General features: G+C 56.5%; 26 protein-coding genes. All 26 read left to right on the top strand.

The genetic code is table 11. From position 1 onward, the window contains the following. Nucleotides 1–181: 181 nt before the first annotated feature. The 26 genes from JZI28_RS01530 to JZI28_RS01655 all read left to right on the top strand — a co-directional run bounded on the left by JZI28_RS01530 (nt 182) and on the right by JZI28_RS01655 (nt 19,044). On the top strand, nt 182–802 hold the full coding sequence (locus JZI28_RS01530; RefSeq protein WP_375699015.1) for a 2OG-Fe(II) oxygenase family protein: 621 nt from the start codon (nt 182–184) through the stop codon (nt 800–802). A gap of 306 nt (nt 803–1,108) precedes the next feature. Further along, nucleotides 1,109–1,522 carry a hypothetical protein gene (locus tag JZI28_RS01535; RefSeq protein ID WP_375699016.1) on the top strand — a complete coding sequence of 138 codons (414 nt, stop codon included), beginning with the start codon at nt 1,109–1,111 and terminating at the stop codon, nt 1,520–1,522. 199 nt (nt 1,523–1,721) lie between these two features. After that, nucleotides 1,722–1,925, top strand: a complete 204-nt coding sequence (rpmC, locus tag JZI28_RS01540) for a 50S ribosomal protein L29 (protein WP_009810825.1) — start codon at nt 1,722–1,724, stop codon at nt 1,923–1,925. Nucleotides 1,926–1,937: 12 nt separating this feature from the next. Next, nucleotides 1,938–2,168 (top strand): 30S ribosomal protein S17, encoded by a 231-nt coding sequence (gene rpsQ / locus JZI28_RS01545; RefSeq protein WP_083101282.1) that lies wholly within the window; start codon nt 1,938–1,940, stop codon nt 2,166–2,168. Between the two features lie 97 nt (nt 2,169–2,265). Then, entirely contained in the window at nt 2,266–2,634 is a 369-nt protein-coding gene (rplN, locus tag JZI28_RS01550) for a 50S ribosomal protein L14 (protein WP_009810828.1), read from the top strand. A gap of 2 nt (nt 2,635–2,636) precedes the next feature. Beyond that, entirely contained in the window at nt 2,637–2,942 is a 306-nt protein-coding gene (gene rplX, locus JZI28_RS01555) for a 50S ribosomal protein L24 (protein WP_297341545.1), read from the top strand. Further along, nucleotides 2,942–3,505, top strand: coding sequence for a 50S ribosomal protein L5 (gene rplE / locus JZI28_RS01560; RefSeq protein ID WP_375699017.1), 564 nt, complete (start codon nt 2,942–2,944; stop codon nt 3,503–3,505). The genes rplX and rplE overlap by 1 nt, the downstream gene beginning before the upstream one ends. Nucleotides 3,506–3,527: 22 nt before the next feature. Next, nucleotides 3,528–3,833, top strand: coding sequence for a 30S ribosomal protein S14 (gene rpsN, locus JZI28_RS01565; protein WP_054463230.1), 306 nt, complete (start codon nt 3,528–3,530; stop codon nt 3,831–3,833). A gap of 13 nt (nt 3,834–3,846) precedes the next feature. Continuing rightward, entirely contained in the window at nt 3,847–4,239 is a 393-nt protein-coding gene (gene rpsH / locus JZI28_RS01570) for a 30S ribosomal protein S8 (RefSeq protein ID WP_122071980.1), read from the top strand. Between the two features lie 13 nt (nt 4,240–4,252). After that, nucleotides 4,253–4,786: a 50S ribosomal protein L6 gene (rplF, locus tag JZI28_RS01575; RefSeq protein ID WP_295451096.1), complete on the top strand. Its 534-nt coding sequence runs from the start codon at nt 4,253–4,255 to the stop codon at nt 4,784–4,786. 11 nt (nt 4,787–4,797) lie between these two features. After that, a complete protein-coding gene (rplR, locus tag JZI28_RS01580) occupies nt 4,798–5,157 on the top strand; it encodes a 50S ribosomal protein L18 (RefSeq protein ID WP_058335703.1) in 360 nt (119 codons plus the stop codon). 113 nt (nt 5,158–5,270) lie between these two features. Beyond that, nucleotides 5,271–5,840, top strand: a complete 570-nt coding sequence (gene rpsE, locus JZI28_RS01585) for a 30S ribosomal protein S5 (protein ID WP_295451091.1) — start codon at nt 5,271–5,273, stop codon at nt 5,838–5,840. Between the two features lie 11 nt (nt 5,841–5,851). Beyond that, nucleotides 5,852–6,040, top strand: coding sequence for a 50S ribosomal protein L30 (rpmD, locus tag JZI28_RS01590; RefSeq protein ID WP_009810836.1), 189 nt, complete (start codon nt 5,852–5,854; stop codon nt 6,038–6,040). A 249-nt stretch (nt 6,041–6,289) separates the two neighbouring features. Then, entirely contained in the window at nt 6,290–6,502 is a 213-nt protein-coding gene (locus JZI28_RS01595; RefSeq protein WP_295451087.1) for a DUF1127 domain-containing protein, read from the top strand. Nucleotides 6,503–6,777: 275 nt separating this feature from the next. Beyond that, complete coding sequence (gene rplO, locus JZI28_RS01600; protein ID WP_027241738.1) at nt 6,778–7,248, top strand: 50S ribosomal protein L15; 471 nt, start codon at nt 6,778–6,780, stop codon at nt 7,246–7,248. A gap of 110 nt (nt 7,249–7,358) precedes the next feature. Next, nucleotides 7,359–8,723: a preprotein translocase subunit SecY gene (secY, locus tag JZI28_RS01605; RefSeq protein ID WP_375699018.1), complete on the top strand. Its 1,365-nt coding sequence runs from the start codon at nt 7,359–7,361 to the stop codon at nt 8,721–8,723. Further along, nucleotides 8,720–9,367, top strand: coding sequence for an adenylate kinase (locus JZI28_RS01610; protein ID WP_297339816.1), 648 nt, complete (start codon nt 8,720–8,722; stop codon nt 9,365–9,367). The genes secY and JZI28_RS01610 overlap by 4 nt, the downstream gene beginning before the upstream one ends. Before the next feature lie 206 nt (nt 9,368–9,573). Further along, nucleotides 9,574–9,954 (top strand): hypothetical protein, encoded by a 381-nt coding sequence (locus JZI28_RS01615; protein ID WP_297339815.1) that lies wholly within the window; start codon nt 9,574–9,576, stop codon nt 9,952–9,954. Between the two features lie 243 nt (nt 9,955–10,197). Beyond that, nucleotides 10,198–10,566, top strand: a complete 369-nt coding sequence (rpsM, locus tag JZI28_RS01620) for a 30S ribosomal protein S13 (RefSeq protein ID WP_295451077.1) — start codon at nt 10,198–10,200, stop codon at nt 10,564–10,566. 15 nt (nt 10,567–10,581) lie between these two features. Continuing rightward, nucleotides 10,582–10,971: a 30S ribosomal protein S11 gene (gene rpsK, locus JZI28_RS01625; protein WP_009810843.1), complete on the top strand. Its 390-nt coding sequence runs from the start codon at nt 10,582–10,584 to the stop codon at nt 10,969–10,971. A 114-nt stretch (nt 10,972–11,085) separates the two neighbouring features. Beyond that, nucleotides 11,086–12,102, top strand: coding sequence for a DNA-directed RNA polymerase subunit alpha (locus JZI28_RS01630; RefSeq protein ID WP_295451073.1), 1,017 nt, complete (start codon nt 11,086–11,088; stop codon nt 12,100–12,102). Between the two features lie 156 nt (nt 12,103–12,258). After that, nucleotides 12,259–12,684, top strand: coding sequence for a 50S ribosomal protein L17 (rplQ, locus tag JZI28_RS01635; protein ID WP_295451071.1), 426 nt, complete (start codon nt 12,259–12,261; stop codon nt 12,682–12,684). Between the two features lie 448 nt (nt 12,685–13,132). Further along, complete coding sequence (locus JZI28_RS01640; RefSeq protein WP_375699019.1) at nt 13,133–14,632, top strand: alkaline phosphatase D family protein; 1,500 nt, start codon at nt 13,133–13,135, stop codon at nt 14,630–14,632. A 479-nt stretch (nt 14,633–15,111) separates the two neighbouring features. Beyond that, entirely contained in the window at nt 15,112–16,182 is a 1,071-nt protein-coding gene (locus tag JZI28_RS01645; RefSeq protein WP_375699020.1) for a 3-deoxy-7-phosphoheptulonate synthase, read from the top strand. Nucleotides 16,183–16,314: 132 nt separating this feature from the next. Continuing rightward, nucleotides 16,315–17,721, top strand: coding sequence for a trypsin-like peptidase domain-containing protein (locus JZI28_RS01650; protein ID WP_348151608.1), 1,407 nt, complete (start codon nt 16,315–16,317; stop codon nt 17,719–17,721). A gap of 3 nt (nt 17,722–17,724) precedes the next feature. Continuing rightward, nucleotides 17,725–19,044, top strand: coding sequence for a replication-associated recombination protein A (locus JZI28_RS01655; protein WP_375699021.1), 1,320 nt, complete (start codon nt 17,725–17,727; stop codon nt 19,042–19,044). Nucleotides 19,045–19,289 lie beyond the last annotated feature (245 nt).

The raw sequence follows: 19,289 nt of genomic DNA on the forward strand, positions 1-19,289 counted from the left end.
GAGCGCCCCTTAAACACCTTAGAGCGCGGTCCCGGGGGCGGCGCTCTAAGTATTTCGTAGCGGGTAGGGCTGGATAAGGCAGGATAAGACCGGATGAAACTAGGCGGGCAGGTTTTCGAAAGTGCGCGGGTGGCAGGAATGTCGGATTGGTTCTTCGGCAGAGCTGCGGTAAAGAAAGGCCATGGCCCAGATAGAATCTCTCTTTGTGACCCGCTTGTACCGCGCTGCCCTGTCCGAATGCGGACCGGCCATTGATGCGCAGGAAATGGAAACCTCTTGCATTGTTATCGCCGAAGATGACGAGGCCGGACAGGACTGGTGCGAGGCGAACGGCTATCCCGGCTATACCTCCTATGCGTCCCTGACAGATCTGCCCTGGCGCTTCCCGGTGTTTGCCGATCTGGTGAAATCGCTGGATGAACACGTCGCCAATTTTGCCAAGGATCTGGAGTTTGATCTCGATGGCCGCAAGCTGGTGCTTGAGGATCTTTGGATCAATATCCTGCCCGAAGGCGGCATGCATTCCTCGCACCTGCATCCCCACTCGGTCATCTCAGGCACCACCTATGTGGCGATGCCCGAAGGGGCCTCTGCGCTGAAGCTGGAAGACCCGCGGTCCGGCCGGATGATGGCGGCGCCCACGCGCACCAAAGAAGCGCGGCGTGAGTTGAAGCCTTTTATCTACATGAAGCCTGCCGTGGGGGATGTGCTTCTGTGGGAGAGCTGGCTGCGCCATGAGGTGCCGATGAACATGGCCGAGGACGAGCGTATTTCCGTCAGCTTCAATTATCGGTGGGAGTGAGAAAGCTTCTCGGAAACGCTCTGGGAGAGCGTTTCGCTTTCGAACGGGCGGAGCCCTAGCCGAACCACACAGTGGCTATCGTTGCGGGGGAGCGATAGAGGCGCGAACCGCCGGAAACCAAAGCCAGACCGCGGAACAAAAGGGCGGTGTCTGACCTTGGGGAGGTGCAAAGCGCCTTCCCATGGGGAAAGTCAGGCGCGGCCCGGGCTTTCAGCCTGAGCCGGAATTGAGATTCCGATGCATCTATAGGTGGAATTGGTGGGGTTTGGAAAATAGTATTTCTGCGATCCTGGAGGCTAACGTTCAATGTCGTATAAGCTGAAGCTCATTGCATATCTTCTGTTGGTGCCACTAACGATCCCCTTGGTTCTGCAAATGTCGGTTTTGCCCCTGCAGTTTGCTATGGGATTTAATGTCATTCCTGAGGACCAGCTTTGGGTTCTCTACCTTTTCTTGGCCTGTGCCGTTGTCGGGCTAACAGTTGCCGCCTTGGTTGCTGCCAGAATAATGCGCAGGACGTTTTTGCGTCGGGTGCTGCACACTAAGAAATTGTTCTGGGTGACCTCGGTGGGGAGCTGTGTCGTTTACTTGGCAACTGTCTATGCAGCAGCTTTCCTGATCCTTAATCTCCATTTTGAACTTTGGCTCTCAGCGCTTTTGGTGGGGTCGTGTGCGGCGCTTGGAATGCGATTTGTTTTGTCCTTGGCCAAATTGCTTTAGGGTGGGGGCTGCCCAACCTTTCCCTTGCCCCCACCCCCTATCTCCCCTATAGGGGCACATCGCTTGGGCTAAATTCGTCTTGGATTTGGCCCCGGTGATTCTTTTCTGCACTTTATTGAGTGCGGGTTTTACATAACCCACCAGATAACAAGGTGACCCTCACGGGGCCTTCTGGTGCTTTGGACAAGGAACAAAGGCGATGAACGCCAATGATCTGCGTGACAAGACCGTGGATGAACTCCGCGATGTGCTTGCCAACATGAAAAAAGAGAGCTTCAATCTCCGTTTTCAACAAGCTACCGGTCAGCTGGAAAACACTGCAGGCATCAAAGCGGCACGCCGCAATGCTGCTCGTGTGAAAACCATCCTGAACGAAAAAGCTGCAGCCGCAGCAGCAGAATAAGGAGCCTGACAGATGCCCAAACGTATTCTCACAGGCACCGTGACCAGCGACGCCAACGCCCAGACCGTAACAGTTTCGGTTGAACGCCGCTTCACGCACCCTGTTCTGAAAAAGACCATTCGTAAGTCCAAAAAGTATCGGGCGCACGATGAACAGAACGCTTTCAAGGTCGGCGACCAAGTCCGCATCATCGAGTGCGCGCCGAAATCGAAAACGAAACGCTGGGAAGTTGTGACCGCTTAAGAGACCGTAAGGTCCCATAAGCGGCAAACTGACCAGTTTGTCGAAACCCTGGGGGATTACAGCACGCATCGCTGCCCCATAGGTCGGGAGAAACCACATGATCCAGATGCAAACAAACCTGGATGTTGCTGACAACTCCGGCGCTCGCCGAGTTCAGTGCATCAAGGTTCTGGGTGGTTCCAAGCGTAAATACGCATCCGTAGGCGACATCATTGTTGTCTCGGTTAAGGAAGCCATCCCCCGCGGTCGCGTTAAGAAAGGTGATGTCCGTAAGGCCGTCGTCGTTCGCACCGCTAAAGAAGTCCGTCGTGCCGATGGTACAGCGATCCGTTTTGATCGCAACGCCGCCGTCATCCTGAACACCAACAACGAGCCCGTAGGTACACGTATCTTTGGACCAGTTGTTCGTGAGCTGCGCGCCAAGAACTTCATGAAAATCATCTCGCTTGCTCCGGAGGTGCTGTAACAATGGCTGCTAAACTCCGCAAAGGCGACAAGGTTGTCATGCTGTCCGGCAAGGACAAGGGTAAAGAGGGCGTTATCGCTTCTGTTGATCCCAAAGCCGGCAAGGCGATCGTTGATGGGCTGAACATGGCGATCCGCCATACCCGTCAATCGCAGAACGAACAGGGCGGCCGTCTGCCCAAAGCACTGCCAGTCGATCTGTCGAACCTGGCTCTGCTCGACTCCAATGGCAAAGCAACCCGTGTTGGCTTCCGCATGGAAGACGACAAAAAAGTCCGCTTCGCCAAAACGACTGGGGAGACTGTCTGATGCTTGATAATGCAACCTACACTCCACGTCTGAAGGCTCTTTACAAGGACACCATCTGTGGCGCCCTGAAAGAAGAGTTTGGCTACAAGAACGACATGCAGCTGCCTAAGCTGGAAAAAATCGTTCTGAACATTGGCTGCGGCCGGGCTGCTGTTCGTGACAGCAAAAAAGCCAAATCCGCTCAGGCTGATCTCAGCACCATCGCTGGCCAGAAAGCTCTGACCACTGTGGCAAAGAACTCCATCGCTGGCTTCCGTGTACGTGAAGGCATGCCGATGGGCGCAAAGGTTACTCTGCGCGGCGACCGGATGTTTGAATTCCTGGACCGTCTGATCACCATCGCGATGCCCCGTATCCGTGACTTCCGCGGCGTATCGGGTACCTCCTTTGACGGCCGTGGCAACTACGCCATGGGTCTGAAAGAGCATCTCGTGTTTCCAGAAATCGATTTTGATAAAATCGACGAAAACTGGGGCATGGATATCGTGATTGCCACAACCGCGAAAACCGACGCCGAAGCGAAGGCACTGTTGAAAGCTTTCAACATGCCCTTCAATAGCTGAGCGCGGGAAGGATAGTAGAGACATGGCTAAGAAAAGCATGATCGAACGCGAGAAAAAGCGCGAGCGTCTGGTGGCAAAATATGCCGCAAAACGCGCCGAGCTGAAAGAAATCGCGAATGACGAATCCAAGTCGATGGAAGAGCGTTTCAAAGCGCGCCTGACATTGGCCAAACTGCCGCGGAATTCTTCGGCAACTCGTCTGCACAACCGTTGTCAGCTGACCGGTCGTCCTCACGCTTACTATCGTAAGCTGAAGGTCAGCCGGATCGCGCTGCGGGAACTGGGCTCGAATGGCCAGATCCCCGGTATGGTGAAATCGAGCTGGTAAGGGAGAGACAGATATGAACGATCCTATCGGCGATATGCTCACCCGTATCCGTAACTCGCAAATGCGTGGCAAATCCACCGTAAGCTCCCCAGCGTCAAAGCTGCGGGCTTGGGTTCTGGACGTGCTGGCAGACGAGGGTTACATCCGCGGCTACGAGAAATCCACTGACGAACGCGGCCATCCGGCGCTGGAAATCAGTCTCAAGTACTACGACGGCGATCCTGTCATTCGTGAAGTGAAGCGGGTTTCCAAACCTGGCCGTCGCGTTTACATGGGCGTCAATGACATCCCGTCGGTCCGTCAGGGCCTGGGTGTGTCGATTGTCTCCACCCCCAAGGGTGTGATGTCGGACGCAAACGCACGCGCAGCCAATGTTGGCGGCGAAGTGCTCTGCACCGTCTTCTAAGGAGGCCTAATCGATGTCCCGTATTGGTAAAAAATCGGTCGACCTGCCTAGCGGTGTAACCGCTGCCGTGTCCGGCCAGAGCATCGAAGTCAAAGGTCCCAAAGGGACCCGCAGCTTCACTGCAACCGACGATGTCACTCTGACTGTTGAAGACAACGCTGTTTCGGTCACGCCTCGCGGCATGTCCAAGCGCGCCCGTCAGCAGTGGGGTATGTCCCGCACCATGGTTGCCAACTTGGTAACCGGCGTGACCACCGGCTTTAAGAAAGAGCTGGAGATCCAGGGTGTGGGTTACCGGGCTCAGATGCAGGGGAATACCCTGAAGCTGAACCTCGGTTACAGCCACGATGTCGAATTTGTTGCTCCGGAGGGTGTTACCATCACCGCGCCGAAGCAGACAGAAATCGTTGTGGAAGGGAACGACCAGCAGCAGGTGGGCGAAGTCGCGGCGAAGATCCGTGATTGGCGCCGTCCCGAGCCCTATAAGGGCAAAGGCATCCGCTACAAGGGTGAGTTCGTCTTCCGCAAAGAAGGCAAGAAGAAGTAAGGACCAGCACAATGGCAAACAGCAAACGTACCCTGTTTCTGAAGCGTCGCCTGCGCGTCCGGAACAAACTTCGCAAGGTCAACGCTGGCCGTCTGCGTCTTTCTGTCCACCGTTCGAACAAGAACCTCTCGGTTCAGCTGATCGACGATCTGGCAGGCAAGACTCTGGCGTCCGCATCGACCCTGGAAAAAGATCTTGGCTTTGTAGGCAAGAACAACATCGAAGCAGCAACCAAAGTGGGTTCGGTTATCGCCGAACGTGCCAAGGCGGCTGGCGTCTCTGAGGCGTATTTCGATCGTGGCGGCTTCCTGTTCCACGGCAAGGTGAAGGCTCTGGCCGACGCTGCGCGTGAAGGCGGCCTCAAGATCTAAAGACTTGCGGGTGGCGATACCGCCACCCCGATGATCCGGGAGGCGCGTCTTCGGGCGCGCCTCACCAGGATTGGAACAATTGGCGCTCGTCGCCACACACAAAGGAATGCTTTATGGCAGAACGTGATAACCGCCGTGGCAATCGCCGCGACCGTGATGAGACACCCGAATTTGCGGATCGTTTGGTTGCAATCAACCGTGTATCCAAAACCGTAAAAGGCGGTAAGCGCTTTGGTTTTGCAGCACTGGTTGTTGTTGGTGACCAAAAGGGCCGCGTCGGCTTTGGCAAAGGTAAAGCCAAAGAAGTCCCCGAGGCGATCCGCAAGGCCACTGAACAGGCCAAGCGTCAGATGGTTCGTGTGCCTCTGAAAGAGGGTCGTACCCTGCACCACGACATTGCAGGTCGCCACGGCGCCGGCAAAGTTGTCATGCGGACGGCTCCTGAAGGTACCGGTATTATTGCTGGTGGTCCAATGCGTGCAGTTTTCGAAATGCTCGGCGTCAAAGACGTTGTGTCCAAGTCGATCGGCTCGCAGAACCCCTACAACATGATCCGTGCAACCATTGATGGCCTGACCAAAGAGCAGAGCCCCCGTTCGGTTGCTCAGCGTCGTGGTAAAAAGGTCGCCGATATCCTGCCCAAGCGGGACGAAGCACCTGCTGCTGAAGCAGCAGAAGCGTAAGGAGACGGACAATGGCTAAAACAATCGTTGTTAAGCAGATCGGTTCCCCGATCCGCCGCCCCGCCGACCAGCGCGCGACGCTGATCGGTCTGGGTCTGAACAAGATGCACAAAACCCGTGAACTCGAAGACACTCCTTCGGTTCGTGGCATGGTGCGCAAGGTCTCTCACATGGTAGAGATCATCGAAGAGCGCGACTAAGCCTATTTCGAATGACTGATTAAGGACGCCTCCGGGAAACCGGGGGCGTCTTTTTTTGTGGCGGGGGGCATCTCTGCCCGCCAGCCCGGTCGAGGCCACCATGAGCCCGGCCTATGCATCGGATGCATAGCGGGTTGTCTTGTTGCAGTGGTTGTTTGTAACAAATTTATTCCTTTATTCCAGAGACACCTAAACAGGTTAGAAAAAGGGCTGGGAAATGGGTCTCAGCCGCAGCTAAGGAATAGCCAATTGGCATTTGTTCAAAACACCACCACCGACTTTGGTATCACCGCGCGTCTGCGGGCTTTTGTGGCGCAGGCCAGTGCAAACTGGGCGATGAACCGTGAGTACAAGCGCACCTATGCGCAGCTGTCGCGTCTCACCAATCGCGAGCTGGCAGACATCGGTGTCCGCCGCTGCGATATCGCTGATATCGCGCGCAAACACGTTCATCACCTGTAACCCGATCAGCCAGAGCTCTCCTCCCTCGCTCCTGATCGTAAAAACGTCTCTGTTTCAACAGGGACGTTTTTTGATTCTGAAACCGTCTCTGTCCAATAAACTGTTGGCATGGCGTCAATGTGAGGGTGGCGAGATCCGCAAGGGCTTGATCCGGGGGGGCTGGGCGGCTATAGGCCTACGGTGGCCTCTTGGGGTCATGGAATCATATATCAAAGACATGCCGTGGTTGATCCTGTTTACGCTTCTGGGATCACATCCGGCGAAGGAGAAGCGAAATGAAACTTCACGAACTCAGCGACAATCCAGGTGCCGCCAAAAAACGTATGCGTGTTGCCCGTGGTCCCGGCTCCGGCAAGGGTAAAATGGGTGGCCGTGGTATCAAAGGTCAGAAATCCCGTTCGGGTGTTTCGATCAATGGCTACGAAGGTGGTCAGATGCCATTGTACCAGCGTCTGCCTAAGCGTGGCTTCAACAAGCCAAACCGCAAGGCATATGCCGTTGTGAACCTGGGCCTGATCCAGAAATTCATCGACCTGGGCAAGCTGGACGCAGCCTCGATCACCGAAGACACCCTGGTGGCTTCCGGTCTGATCCGTCGCAAAAAAGACGGTGTCCGCGTTCTGGCCAAAGGTGAACTCACCGCAAAAGCCACCATCGCCGTAACCGGCGCATCCGCTGCTGCTATTGAAGCAGTTGCAAAGGCCGGTGGCGCATTGACCGTGGCAACAGCAGCCGCAGCTGAGTAACGGCTTGTGAGCGGCGAGATTGCCGCTTACATAGGTCATCAGTTTCCCTATACGCCGTCCGAGCCGGAAAAGGGCTCCGGGCGGCGTTTTTGCAAAAAGAGACCCATTTCATGGTATCAGCAGCAGAACAAATGGCAGCGAACACCAGCTGGTCCGCACTTGGCAAAGCCACGGATCTGCGCAATCGCATCTTGTTTACGCTTGGCCTTTTGATCGTATATCGCCTCGGAACCTTCATTCCGGTTCCTGGCATCGACTCAGGCGCGCTTCGCAACTTTATGGAAGCGGCAGGGCAGGGCATTGGCGGCATGGTGTCGATGTTCACCGGTGGCGCCCTTGGCCGGATGGGCATTTTTGCCCTCGGGATCATGCCCTATATTTCGGCTTCGATCATTGTGCAGTTGCTGACCTCCATGGTCCCGGCACTTGAGCAGCTCAAAAAAGAGGGTGCCCAGGGCCAGAAGAAAATCAACCAATACACCCGCTATGGCACCGTGGCGCTGGCGACAGCGCAGGCCTATGGCCTGGCGGTTTCGCTGGAAGCTGGTGACCTGGCGACTGATCCGGGCATGTATTTCCGTATGGCCTGCATGATCACCCTGGTGGGTGGCACCATGTTCCTGATGTGGTTGGGTGAGCAGATCACCCAGCGTGGTCTGGGCAATGGCATCTCGCTGATCATCTTTGTCGGCATCATCGCCGAGGTTCCGGCCTCGATTGCGCAGTTCTTTGCCTCTGGCCGTTCCGGTGCAATCAGCCCTGCGGTGATCATCGGTGTGATGCTGATGGTAGTTGCGGTGATCATGTTTGTGGTCTTCATGGAGCGCGCCTTGCGCAAGATCCACATCCAGTACCCGCGCCGCCAGGTCGGCATGAAGGTCTATGATGGTGGGTCCTCGCATCTGCCGGTGAAAGTGAACCCAGCGGGCGTTATCCCAGCGATCTTTGCCAGTTCGCTGCTGCTGCTGCCAACCACGATTTCGGCTTTCTCATCCGGTGCAACCAACGGTCCGGTGATGTCCTGGATGCTGGCCAACTTTGGCCCCGGCCAGCCGCTCTACCTGCTGTTCTTTGTCTCGATGATTGTGTTCTTTGCCTATTTCTACACCTTCAACGTGGCCTTCAAGCCCGAGGATGTGGCCAATAACCTGAAGAACCAGAACGGCTTTGTGCCGGGTATTCGCCCGGGCAAGAAGACCGCCGAATATATCGAATATGTGGTGAACCGCATCTTGGTACTTGGCTCGATGTATCTGGCGGTGGTTTGCCTGCTTCCAGAAGTGCTGCGTGGCCAGTTTGCTTTCCCGGTCTACTTTGGCGGTACATCGGTGCTGATTGTGGTCTCTGTGACCATGGACACCATTCAGCAGGCGCAAAGCCACCTGTTGGCGCACCAGTATGAGGGGCTCATCGAGAAGAGCCAGCTGCGTGGCCGGAACAAGAAACGAGCAAAACGGGGGCCCTCTCGCCGATGACCAATATCATTCTTTTAGGGCCACCCGGTGCGGGTAAGGGGACGCAGGCGCGTCATTTGACCGACGCGCGCGGCATGGTTCAGCTCTCCACTGGTGATATGCTGCGCGACGCGCAGTCCAGTGGCTCGGAGATGGGTAAAAAGGTTGCCGACGTCATTGCCCGCGGTGAGCTGGTCACAGATGAGATCGTTATTGGTCTGATCCGCGAAAAGCTCGTGGAAGGCGCCGAGGGTGGTTTTATCTTTGATGGCTTCCCCCGCACCCTGGGGCAGGCTGATGCCTTGGGTGAATTGCTGGCGGAAATGGGCCTGACCCTGGACGCGGTGATTGAGATGGCAGTGGATGACAGTGCGCTTGTTGCGCGCATCACCGGCCGCTCCACCTGTGGCGGTTGCGGTGAAGTCTACCACGACCAGACCAAGCCCTGGCCTGCGGATGGCAAATGCAGCAACTGTGGCAGCACAGAGGTAAAGCGCCGCGCAGACGACAATGAGGAAAGCCTCAAGACCCGTCTGATGGAGTATTACAAAAAGACCTCGCCGCTGTTGGGCTATTACTACGCCAAGGGTGATCTGCAGTCCGTTGATGGATTGCAGAATATGGACGCTGTAAAAGCGGATATTGCAGCGGTTCTGGCTGAGTAAACTGTGCCAGCTGAGATCTGATATCGAAAAAGGGAGCCTCGTTGCTCCCTTTTTGGGTGGGGTGCTGGAAACGGCCTTGGGGGCGCTTGGCGGTGAGAGTGTCTTTGTTGGCTGTTTCTGTCTGAAACAGGCTGTGCGTTTACAAAATCTGAAACAAGCAGCCTATAGTGATCCTGACCCATCCCATTTTAGAGAAAGCCCAGTTGATGAAATTCCTTCTGCCTTCCATTGTCCTGTTTTCCTTCACCCTGCCGCTGCAGGCCCAGCATTTGCTTGTCGATAGTCCGGAGGGCTGTGACATCGTGATGTCGAGCCCGGATGGCGATCTTGACTATGCGGGGAACGGCGGGCTGCTCTTGAATGAAACCGGCTATAGCTCGTTGGAGTATTTCTGCTCTTTCACGCCCAAGGCGCTGTACCAATGGCAGGTCTATGATGTGACCACACATGTGGGCCAGTGCGAGATGCCAGGGCCGGAGTTTGTGCCGCAGCTGTTCACCATTGTCCGCGATCCCGACCAACCGGGCGTCATCTCCATTTTTACGGGTGACGCAGAGCCACTGCGGTTTTATAATTGCGCATCGTGACGCCAATTGGCTGAAAAGCCCGCCTTTTGATGAAAAAGGCCTGGTTCATCTCTTGACGGGTTGACGCTCTGTTCAAATCCTCATACGCAACCCCATCCCTTTGTGGGATGATTCCATGTGGGCAGATTCTTTTGCCTGCATGACCACCTCAAAATGCTGGGCTGAACGGCTGAACTGCCAGGGTCGAGCGTTGTGAAAAAAGGTTCTGGAGCTACGGAACCGCAACGAAAAGGAAAGTGACACGTGGCACGTATTGCCGGCGTAAACATCCCCGCTGCTAAGCGGGTACCTATCGCCCTCACCTATATCACCGGAATCGGAAACACCTCGGCTGCCGCAATCTGCGAAGCTGTTGGCATTGATGCGGCCCGTCGCGTCAACGAATTGTCTGATGCCGAAATTCTGGCCATCCGCGAGCACATCGATGCAAACTTCACCGTTGAAGGTGACCTGCGTCGTGAAGTTCAGATGAACGTCAAGCGTCTGATGGATCTGGGTTGCTACCGCGGCCTGCGCCATCGTCGTAACCTGCCCGTTCGCGGTCAGCGTACCCACACCAACGCTCGCACTCGCAAAGGCCCCGCAAAGGCCATTGCCGGTAAGAAGAAGTAAGGGAGGGTTTGATCAATGGCACGCGATAAGACTCGTACGAAGAAAAAAGAGCGTAAGAACATCGCAACTGGTGTTGCGCATGTGAACTCATCGTTCAACAACACCAAGATCCTGATCTCTGATGTTCAGGGTAATGCGATTGCATGGTCCTCTGCTGGCTCCATGGGCTTCAAAGGGTCGCGTAAATCGACTCCTTATGCGGCTCAGATGGCGGCAGAAGATGCCGGCAAAAAGGCACAGGATCACGGTGTTAAAACTCTTGAAGTTGAAGTTCAGGGCCCCGGTGGCGGTCGTGAATCTGCCCTGCGCGCTCTGGCCGCAATCGGCTTCAACATCACCTCGATCCGCGACGTAACGCCGATGGCACACAATGGCTGCCGTCCACCTAAGCGTCGTCGCGTCTAAGACTTCGAGACTTACGCTGGGGCCCCGCTTGTTTGCCGGGCCCCAGTCCGTCATTTTAAACCTCGGGCGTCTGCACCTTCGGACATGAGGTACAGACAGGAATGGAGGGACTGCATGATCCATAAAAATTGGGCAGAGCTGATCAAGCCAACGCAGCTTGAAGCAAAGCCGGGCAACGATCCCGCACGTCAGGCAACAATTATTGCCGAACCGCTTGAGCGTGGCTTTGGCCTGACGCTTGGCAACGCGCTGCGCCGCGTTCTGATGAGCTCGCTGCAAGGTGCCGCGATCACATCCGTACAGATCGACAACGTTCTGCACGAATTCTCCAGCGTTGCTGGCGTTCGTGAAGATGTCACCGATATCATCCTGAACCTCAAGGGTGTTTCCCTGCGCATGGACGTCGAAGGCCCCAAGCGCCTGTCGATCAATGCCAAAGGCCCAGCTGTTGTCACCGCCGGTGACATCTCTGAGTCCGCAGGCATCGAGGTTCTGAACCGCGAGCATGTTATCTGCCATCTGGACGACGGCGCTGACCTGTTCATGGAACTGACTGTGAATACCGGCAAGGGCTATGTCTCTGCCGATAAGAACAAGCCAGAAGACGCACCCATTGGTCTGATCCCAATCGATGCGATCTACTCACCGGTGAAAAAGGTGTCTTATGACGTTCAGCCTACCCGTGAGGGCCAGGTGCTGGACTATGACAAGCTGACGCTGAAAATCGAAACAGACGGTTCCGTGACCCCGGATGACGCCCTGGCCTATGCCGCGCGTATCCTGCAGGACCAGCTGTCGATCTTCGTCAACTTCGAAGAGCCCGAGTCGGCGAACCGTCAGGACGAAGACGATGGTCTCGAGTTCAACCCGCTTCTGCTGAAGAAAGTGGACGAGCTGGAACTGTCTGTCCGGTCGGCAAACTGCCTCAAGAACGACAACATCGTTTACATCGGCGATCTGATCCAGAAGACCGAAGCAGAAATGCTGCGCACGCCAAACTTTGGCCGCAAGTCGCTGAACGAGATCAAAGAAGTGCTGTCCGGCATGGGTCTGCACCTCGGCATGGACGTCGAGGACTGGCCACCAGACAACATCGAAGATCTGGCCAAGAAGTTCGAAGACACGTTCTAAGAACCTCACTCGGTCACACAGGATTTGAGGGCAGGCCCAGGTCTGCCCTTAAACAATGCCCGCGCTGGCGGGGAAAGATGGGCACATGCCCCAAGGAGAGCAGCTGACACGCATCGGCTGACAGACAAAGCAAAACGCGAAAGAAGGAATTGAACAATGCGTCACGCACGTGGTTACCGCCGCCTGAACCGTACTCATGAGCACCGTAAGGCCCTGTTTGCAAACATGGCTGGCTCGCTGATCGAGCACGAGCAGATCAAAACGACTCTGCCCAAGGCAAAAGAATTGCGCCCCATCATCGAAAAGATGATCACCTTGGCAAAACGCGGCGATCTGCACGCCCGTCGTCAGGCCAACGCGCGCCTGAAAGAAGACCAGTATGTCTCCAAACTGTTTGATGTGCTTGGCCCCCGGTACAAAGACCGCCAGGGCGGCTATGTTCGTATCCTGAAAGCGGGCTTCCGCTATGGTGACATGGCGCCTATGGCGATCATCGAATTCGTCGATCGTGACGTTGCTGCCAAAGGTGCCGCCGACAAGGCGCGCGTTGCTGCAGAAATCGAAGCTGACGACGCAGAATAAGACTGTCTGACATCGTCAGATGGCATGGCCCTCGCTCCTTTGGAGCGGGGGCTTTTTGTTGGAATGATTGCCGACCATGAATTTTCTAGCGCCGGACCACTTTACGGGTTTTGCGCTCCTTCACAAATCCACCGCGCTGGCCCCGTTCGGGGTATTGGGGGCGGTGGCAAAGCGCAGGTTTGGCATTGGAATACGACGGCCTTTGAAGGCGCAGTATCTGCGGCAATGCTGTCGTTCAAGGCGCTACGACGAAGGTCGGCTTTGAGCGTATGAAAGAGCTTGTAGATCGTGTCAGTAAATCGCCTTCACCCAGATGTCGCTGAAGTTCATTTAACTTTCATACCACTGTCAATGAGCTGAAACTTGCACCGCGTTAAGCATCGGTATCTCATCTGATTAGGATCACATTCCCATGCCTCGCATCACATTTACCCGTCGCCAAGCGCTTTTGGGCACGGCTGCACTTTCTGCTACCATTGCCATGCCATCCCTTTCGAGAGCGCAATCGCGTCCACTGATTACCCATGGCATTATGTCTGGTGATGTCGCCCATGATGGCGCTGTCATTTGGAGCCGCGCTGATCGCGAGGCCAAGATGCTTGTCGAGTGGGCAACCACCGAAAGCATGACAGACGCGCGTGCTGTTCCCGCATTGGCAGTTGGCACACCGACCGATTACACAGGCAAGCTGGCGCTCACCGGACTGCCAAGCGATCAGGATATTTTTTACCGCGTAACAATGTCCGATCTTGCTGATGGCACGCTTTCAGAGCCGATGACCGGCACTTTCCGGACCGCGCCCATGGGCAACCGGGACATCAGTTTTGTTTGGTCTGGCGATACGGCTGGTCAAGGTTGGGGTATTGACGAAGATCGCGGCGGCATGACCACCTATGCGACGATGAACAGTCACGCGCCTGATTTCTTCCTGCATTCCGGTGATACGGTCTACGCCGATGGTCCGTTGCAGGAAGAAGTCGCACTCGACGACGGCTCGATCTGGAAAAACATCGTCACACCCGCCAAGATGAAGGTGGCTGAGACTTTGGACGAATTCCGCGGCCAGCATTTGTACAACTACATGGATAAAAACGTGCAGGCGTTTAATGCCTCCGTGCCTATGATTTCTCAGTGGGACGACCACGAAGTCACAAATAACTGGTATCCCAATGAAATGTTGACTGCGGATGACCGTTATACGGAGAAATCACTGCAGGTCCTGGCAGCCCGTTCCGCACGCGCGTTCCACGAAATGATGCCAACCCGTCAGGTTCTGTCGGAACCGATGCGCGTCTATCGCAAGGTGTCCTACGGCCCGTTGCTGGATATTTTCGTGATCGACATGCGGACCTATCGCGGCGACAACACGGCCAACACCGAGGCAGAAGGCACTCCGTTCCTGGGCGCGGAACAGCTTGCTTGGCTGAAACGCGAGATGGTGAACTCTACCGCAACATGGAAGATCATCGCGGCCGACATGCCAATTGGCATGATGGTACGAGATGGTGATAACATGGAAAACGGTGCAAACGGCGATGGCCCGGTCCTGGGCCGTGAAAAGGATGTCGCCGCAGTCCTGTCGTTCATTAAAACCGCCGAGATCACCAACACTGTTTGGCTCACAGCAGATGTGCATTACACCGCCGCCCATCACTATTCGCCTGACCGCGCTGTTTTTCAGGAGTTTGAACCGTTCTGGGAATTTGTCTCCGGTCCATTGCATGCCGGCACATTCGGACCCTCCGAATACGACAACACCTTTGGTCCCGAAGTGCGCTTTGCAAAACATCCTGAAGAAGGGCAAGCCAACCTGCCGCCAAGCGACGGGTTGCAGTTCTTTGGCAAAGTCGACATTGCGGCGAATACGGGCGTGATGACTGTGCGCTTGATGGACAGCGCAGATGTGGAGCTTTGGTCGGTTGAGTTGGAGCCGAAGATCGCTATCTGATCTGCCCAAGATTGAGGTGGCCTGTTTGGGTCACCTCAAGAAATTAAACGATGCGCCTCAGATCAGCAGCTGCCGAGCGGGCACAAAGCCGACCGTCTGAATTTGCTTTTGCAAACTGTAGAGTGGTTCGTAAAAAACGGCTTTCACCGTGGTGAAATCTGGGCGCACTCCGGGTTCAAAGCAGACGTTGTCCTTTCGATGAGGTCTTGTGAAAGCTTGGCTAGCTCAGTTTTGAAAAAACGCTTTCAACTTTCCTGATGACAGTCTGGCGAATCTCCGCTAGCGTCGCCCACATGACCCAAACCTATGCTGCAATCTGGTTTTATTTTTATCCGGGCCGACAGGCGGACGGAGGGGTCTTGGCGTGCAGATGACATAGTGCGCAAAAGCAGATACCACACCAACCGCCCTCAGCAGATGGCGGTTTTTTTGTATCCGCCGCCACGCAAAAAGGGCCTCCCGCAAGGAACCTTAGGACTATGACACCCCATATTGAAAACCTCCGCATCACCGATATGCAGGAGCTGATCTCGCCGGATGAGCTGGCAGAGAAACTGCCCAGCAATGATCTGGCCAGCAAGACCGTGTTGGATAGCCGCGCTGACATTCAAAAGGTGCTGCGCGGCGCCGATGATCGCTTGGTCGTTGTTGTCGGCCCCTGTTCGATCCATGATACTGCGGCGGCCTTGGACTACGCTGCGCGTCTAAAACCCCTGCGCGAAGAGCTGGCGGGCGAGTTGGAAATTGTGATGCGGGTCTATTTCGAAAAGCCCCGCACTATCAGCGGCTGGAAAGGGCTGGTAAATGATCCCGGCCTGGATGGTTCCTTCCGCATCAATGACGGGCTGGAGATGGCGCGCAAGCTCTTGCTTGATATCAACCAGACGGGGCTGCCAGTGGGGACCGAATTCCTGGATACGGCGGTGCCGCAATACCTGTCGGACCTGATGGCCTGGGCCGCTATTGGTGCGCGCACCACCGAGAGCCAGATCCACCGCGAGATGGCCTCGGGCCTCAGTTGTCCTGTGGGGTTCAAAAATGGCACCCGGGGCAATGTGCAGATCGCCATTGATGCGGTGCGCTCATCTGCCCATCCGCATCATTTCATGGCCTTGGCCAAAAATGGTCGCGCGGCAATTGCGGCCACCAGCGGCAACCCGGATTGCCACCTGATCCTGCGGGGCGGCGGTGGGACCAACTATGATGCGGGTTCAGTCGATGCCGCCTGCCGGAAGGCCGAACAGGACGGTATTCGCGGTCATGTGATGATCGACGCCAGCCACGCCAACAGCGACAAAGATCCGGCCAAACAGCCGCTGGTTTTGCAGGATGTCGGTGACCAGCTGCGGGCTGGCGAGCAGCGTATCACCGGGGTTATGGTGGAGAGCCATCTGGTCGCCGGGCGTCAGGATCTGGGCAAGGGCGATCTGACCTACGGCCAGTCGATCACCGACGGCTGCATTGGCTGGGACGACACCGTGACGGAACTGCATAAGCTAGCGGATGCTGTCAAAGCGCGCCGGGCACGGCCCAATCAAATGGCGGGGTGAAACGGCCGCAGATCTGGGTTGCTCCCGTCCTGTTGTCGGACTGGGAGGACCCAGACCGGGTCTCCTTGGCAAAGCTTGCATTTGGGCCTCGGCAGAAGCATATCCTAGAGTAACACTTTTACGGGAGATCCCATGATCCGTACTGCTTCTTTCGCCCGCTTTGCCCTATCTTTGGTTCTTGCTCTCGCGGTAGGGCTCCCAGCGCAGGCGGAAACCCGTGTGCCGCAATCCCAGACCGAAATCTCGCTTGGGTTTGCGCCCCTGGTCAAGCAGGCGGCGCCAGCGGTGGTGAATATCTACGCCAAGATCGTGCGCCAGCAACACCAGCGCTCTCCCTTTATGAACGATCCCTTCTTTGAGGATTTCTTCCGCAACTTCTCCAATCCGCGCCCGCGGGTCGAAAGCTCGCTGGGGTCAGGGGTGATTCTGTCACAGGACGGCATCATTGTTTCAAACTACCACGTGGTGGCGATGGCGACTGAAATTCGGGTGGTGACCACGGATAAGCGCGAATATGAGGCCCGCGTCGTCCTGGCCGATCAGGCAAGCGATCTGGCCATTTTGCAGCTCGAAGACGCTGCAGATCTGCCGTTTTTGACCCTGCGCAACAGTGACGAAGTCGAAGTTGGCGAGCTGGCCTTGGCCATCGGGAACCCCTTTGGCGTTGGTCAGACCGTGAGCAGCGGCATTGTCTCGGGCTTGGCGCGCAGTGGCACCGCCTCGGGGGAGGGCTTTGGCTATTACATTCAGACCGATGCGCCGATCAACCCGGGTAACTCGGGCGGTGCGTTGATTGATGTGAATGGCGACCTCATCGGCATCAATACCCGTATTCTCAGCCGCTCTGGCGGCTCCAACGGCATCGGCTTTGCCATTCCGGCCAATTTGGTGCGTGAGTTTGTCAAACAGGCGCGGGCTGGCTCGGAGGGCTTTCAGCGCCCCTGGGCCGGTATGGCGGGCCAGCCGGTGGATGCGGATCTGGCAGCCTCCTTGGGTATGGACCTGCCCGAAGGAATGGTAATCTCTGAATTGCATCCGCAAAGCCCCTTTGCCAAGGCAGGATTTGAGGTCGGCGATGTGATTACAGACGTGGATGGCCAGGTGGTGAATTCTCCTTCGGAAATGGTGTTTCGCATGTCGGTTGCTGGTCTGGATGGCACCTCGATGGTGACACGGCTGCGCGGTGACAGACGCGAAACTCTGGTGGTAGAGATGTTTACCGCCCCCAATGACCCGCCAGCGCGGTCTGTGGTAATGAATGAAAACAGTGTGTTGCCGGGGCTGACCGTTGGTTTGATCAACCCTGTTGCCATTGTTCGCCTGCAGCTGCCGCTTTCGGCTACTGGGGTTGCGGTGCTGGACCCCGGCCCCTATGCGGCGCGCGCCGGGATCAAAGCGGGCGATATCCTGCTGGCCATCAATGGCAAGGAGGTGACCTCCTCGGAGGATGTGCCAGCTCTGCTGGAGCAGGCCGGGCGCCGTCTTCGGTTTGATCTGAACCGGCGTGGGCAGCGGGTCAGCCTGCATATGCGGCGCTGAGCAATGGCGGATCTATTTGACAGTGATGCAAAGCCCGAAGCTGAAGCCGCTGCCGAGGTAAACAGGCCGCTGGCGGATCGTTTGCGCCCCAAATCGCTGGCAGAGGTGATCGGCCAGGCGCAGGTCCTGGGCGAAGAGGCGCCGCTGGGGGTGATGCTGTCCTCGGGCTCGTTGTCGTCGTTGATTTTCTGGGGGCCGCCCGGGGTGGGAAAAACCACCATCGCGCGGTTGCTGGCACGGGAAACGGATCTGCATTTTGTCCAGATCTCGGCGATTTTTACCGGGGTGCCAGACCTGCGAAAGGTGTTTGAGGCCGCCAAGATCCGGCGTCAAAACGGCCAGGGCACGCTGCTGTTCGTCGATGAGATCCATCGCTTCAACAAGGCGCAGCAGGATGGGTTTTTGCCCTATATGGAAGATGGCACCATCTTGTTGGTTGGCGCCACTACTGAAAACCCTTCGTTTGAGCTGAACGCCGCTGTGCTGTCGCGGTCGCAGGTCCTGGTGCTGGAGCGGTTGTCGCTGGTGGATCTGGAGTTGTTGACCCAGCGGGCCGAGCGGGAGTTGGGCAAAGCGCTGCCGCTGAATGGTGAGGCGCGGGATGCGCTGCATGAAATGGCCGATGGCGATGGGCGCACGTTGCTCAACCTGATTGAACAGGTTGCAGCCTGGCGGGTGGACATCCCGCTGGGGCGCGAGGCCCTGGCAACCCGGTTGATGCGACGGGCCTCCAAATATGACAAATCCGGTGACGAGCACTATAATCTCATATCGGCACTGCATAAATCCATCCGAGGGTCCGATCCGGACGCGGCGCTGTATTGGTTGGGGCGGATGCTGGAGGGCGGCGAGGATCCGCGATTCCTGGCCCGGCGTCTAACCATGATGTCGACCGAGGATATCGGTCTGGCGGATCCACAGGCCAACACGGTTTGCCTGAATGCCTGGAACACCTATGAGCGCCTAGGCAGCCCCGAAGGCGAGCTGGCTCTGGCCAATGCGGCGGTTTATCTGGCGCTGGCCCCCAAATCCAACGCGGTCTATGTCGGCATCAAGGCGGCACGTCGTCTGGCCAAGGAAACCGGATCAGCGCCGCCACCTAAACATATCATGAATGCGCCAACTAAGCTGATGGCGGAACAAGGCTATGGCGATGGCTATGCCTATGACCATGATGCCGAGGATGGGTTTTCGGGACAGAACTACTTTCCCGATGGGGTGCGCCGCCCCGTGCTGTATCAGCCAGTGGAGCGCGGCTTTGAGCGCGAGTTGAAACGGCGATCAGAGTATTTTGCCAAGCTTCGGTTGCAGCGTAACTCATAAGAGCGGCTTTCCCTGCTGGAAAACCACTGCCTCCGGCGGAGGTATTTTGGGAAAGATGAAGCTGAAGGGGGCATCTTCTGGGGGCCTTATTGACGTGAACTGCAATCAATCGCCGTAAATTTGAACCGTCGTGTTTTTGCCCGCATCCGTTTTGCCGTCTTGGACAAATGGGCCAGAGTGGCGTTCAGCCTGTTCGGCTTTGCCCTGGCAGGTCAATGCAGCGATTATAGGTGTTGTTTTCATGT

This window comes from Pseudophaeobacter sp. TrK17 (genome assembly GCF_042192375.1).
Taxonomy (GTDB): Bacteria; Pseudomonadota; Alphaproteobacteria; order Rhodobacterales; family Rhodobacteraceae; genus Pseudophaeobacter.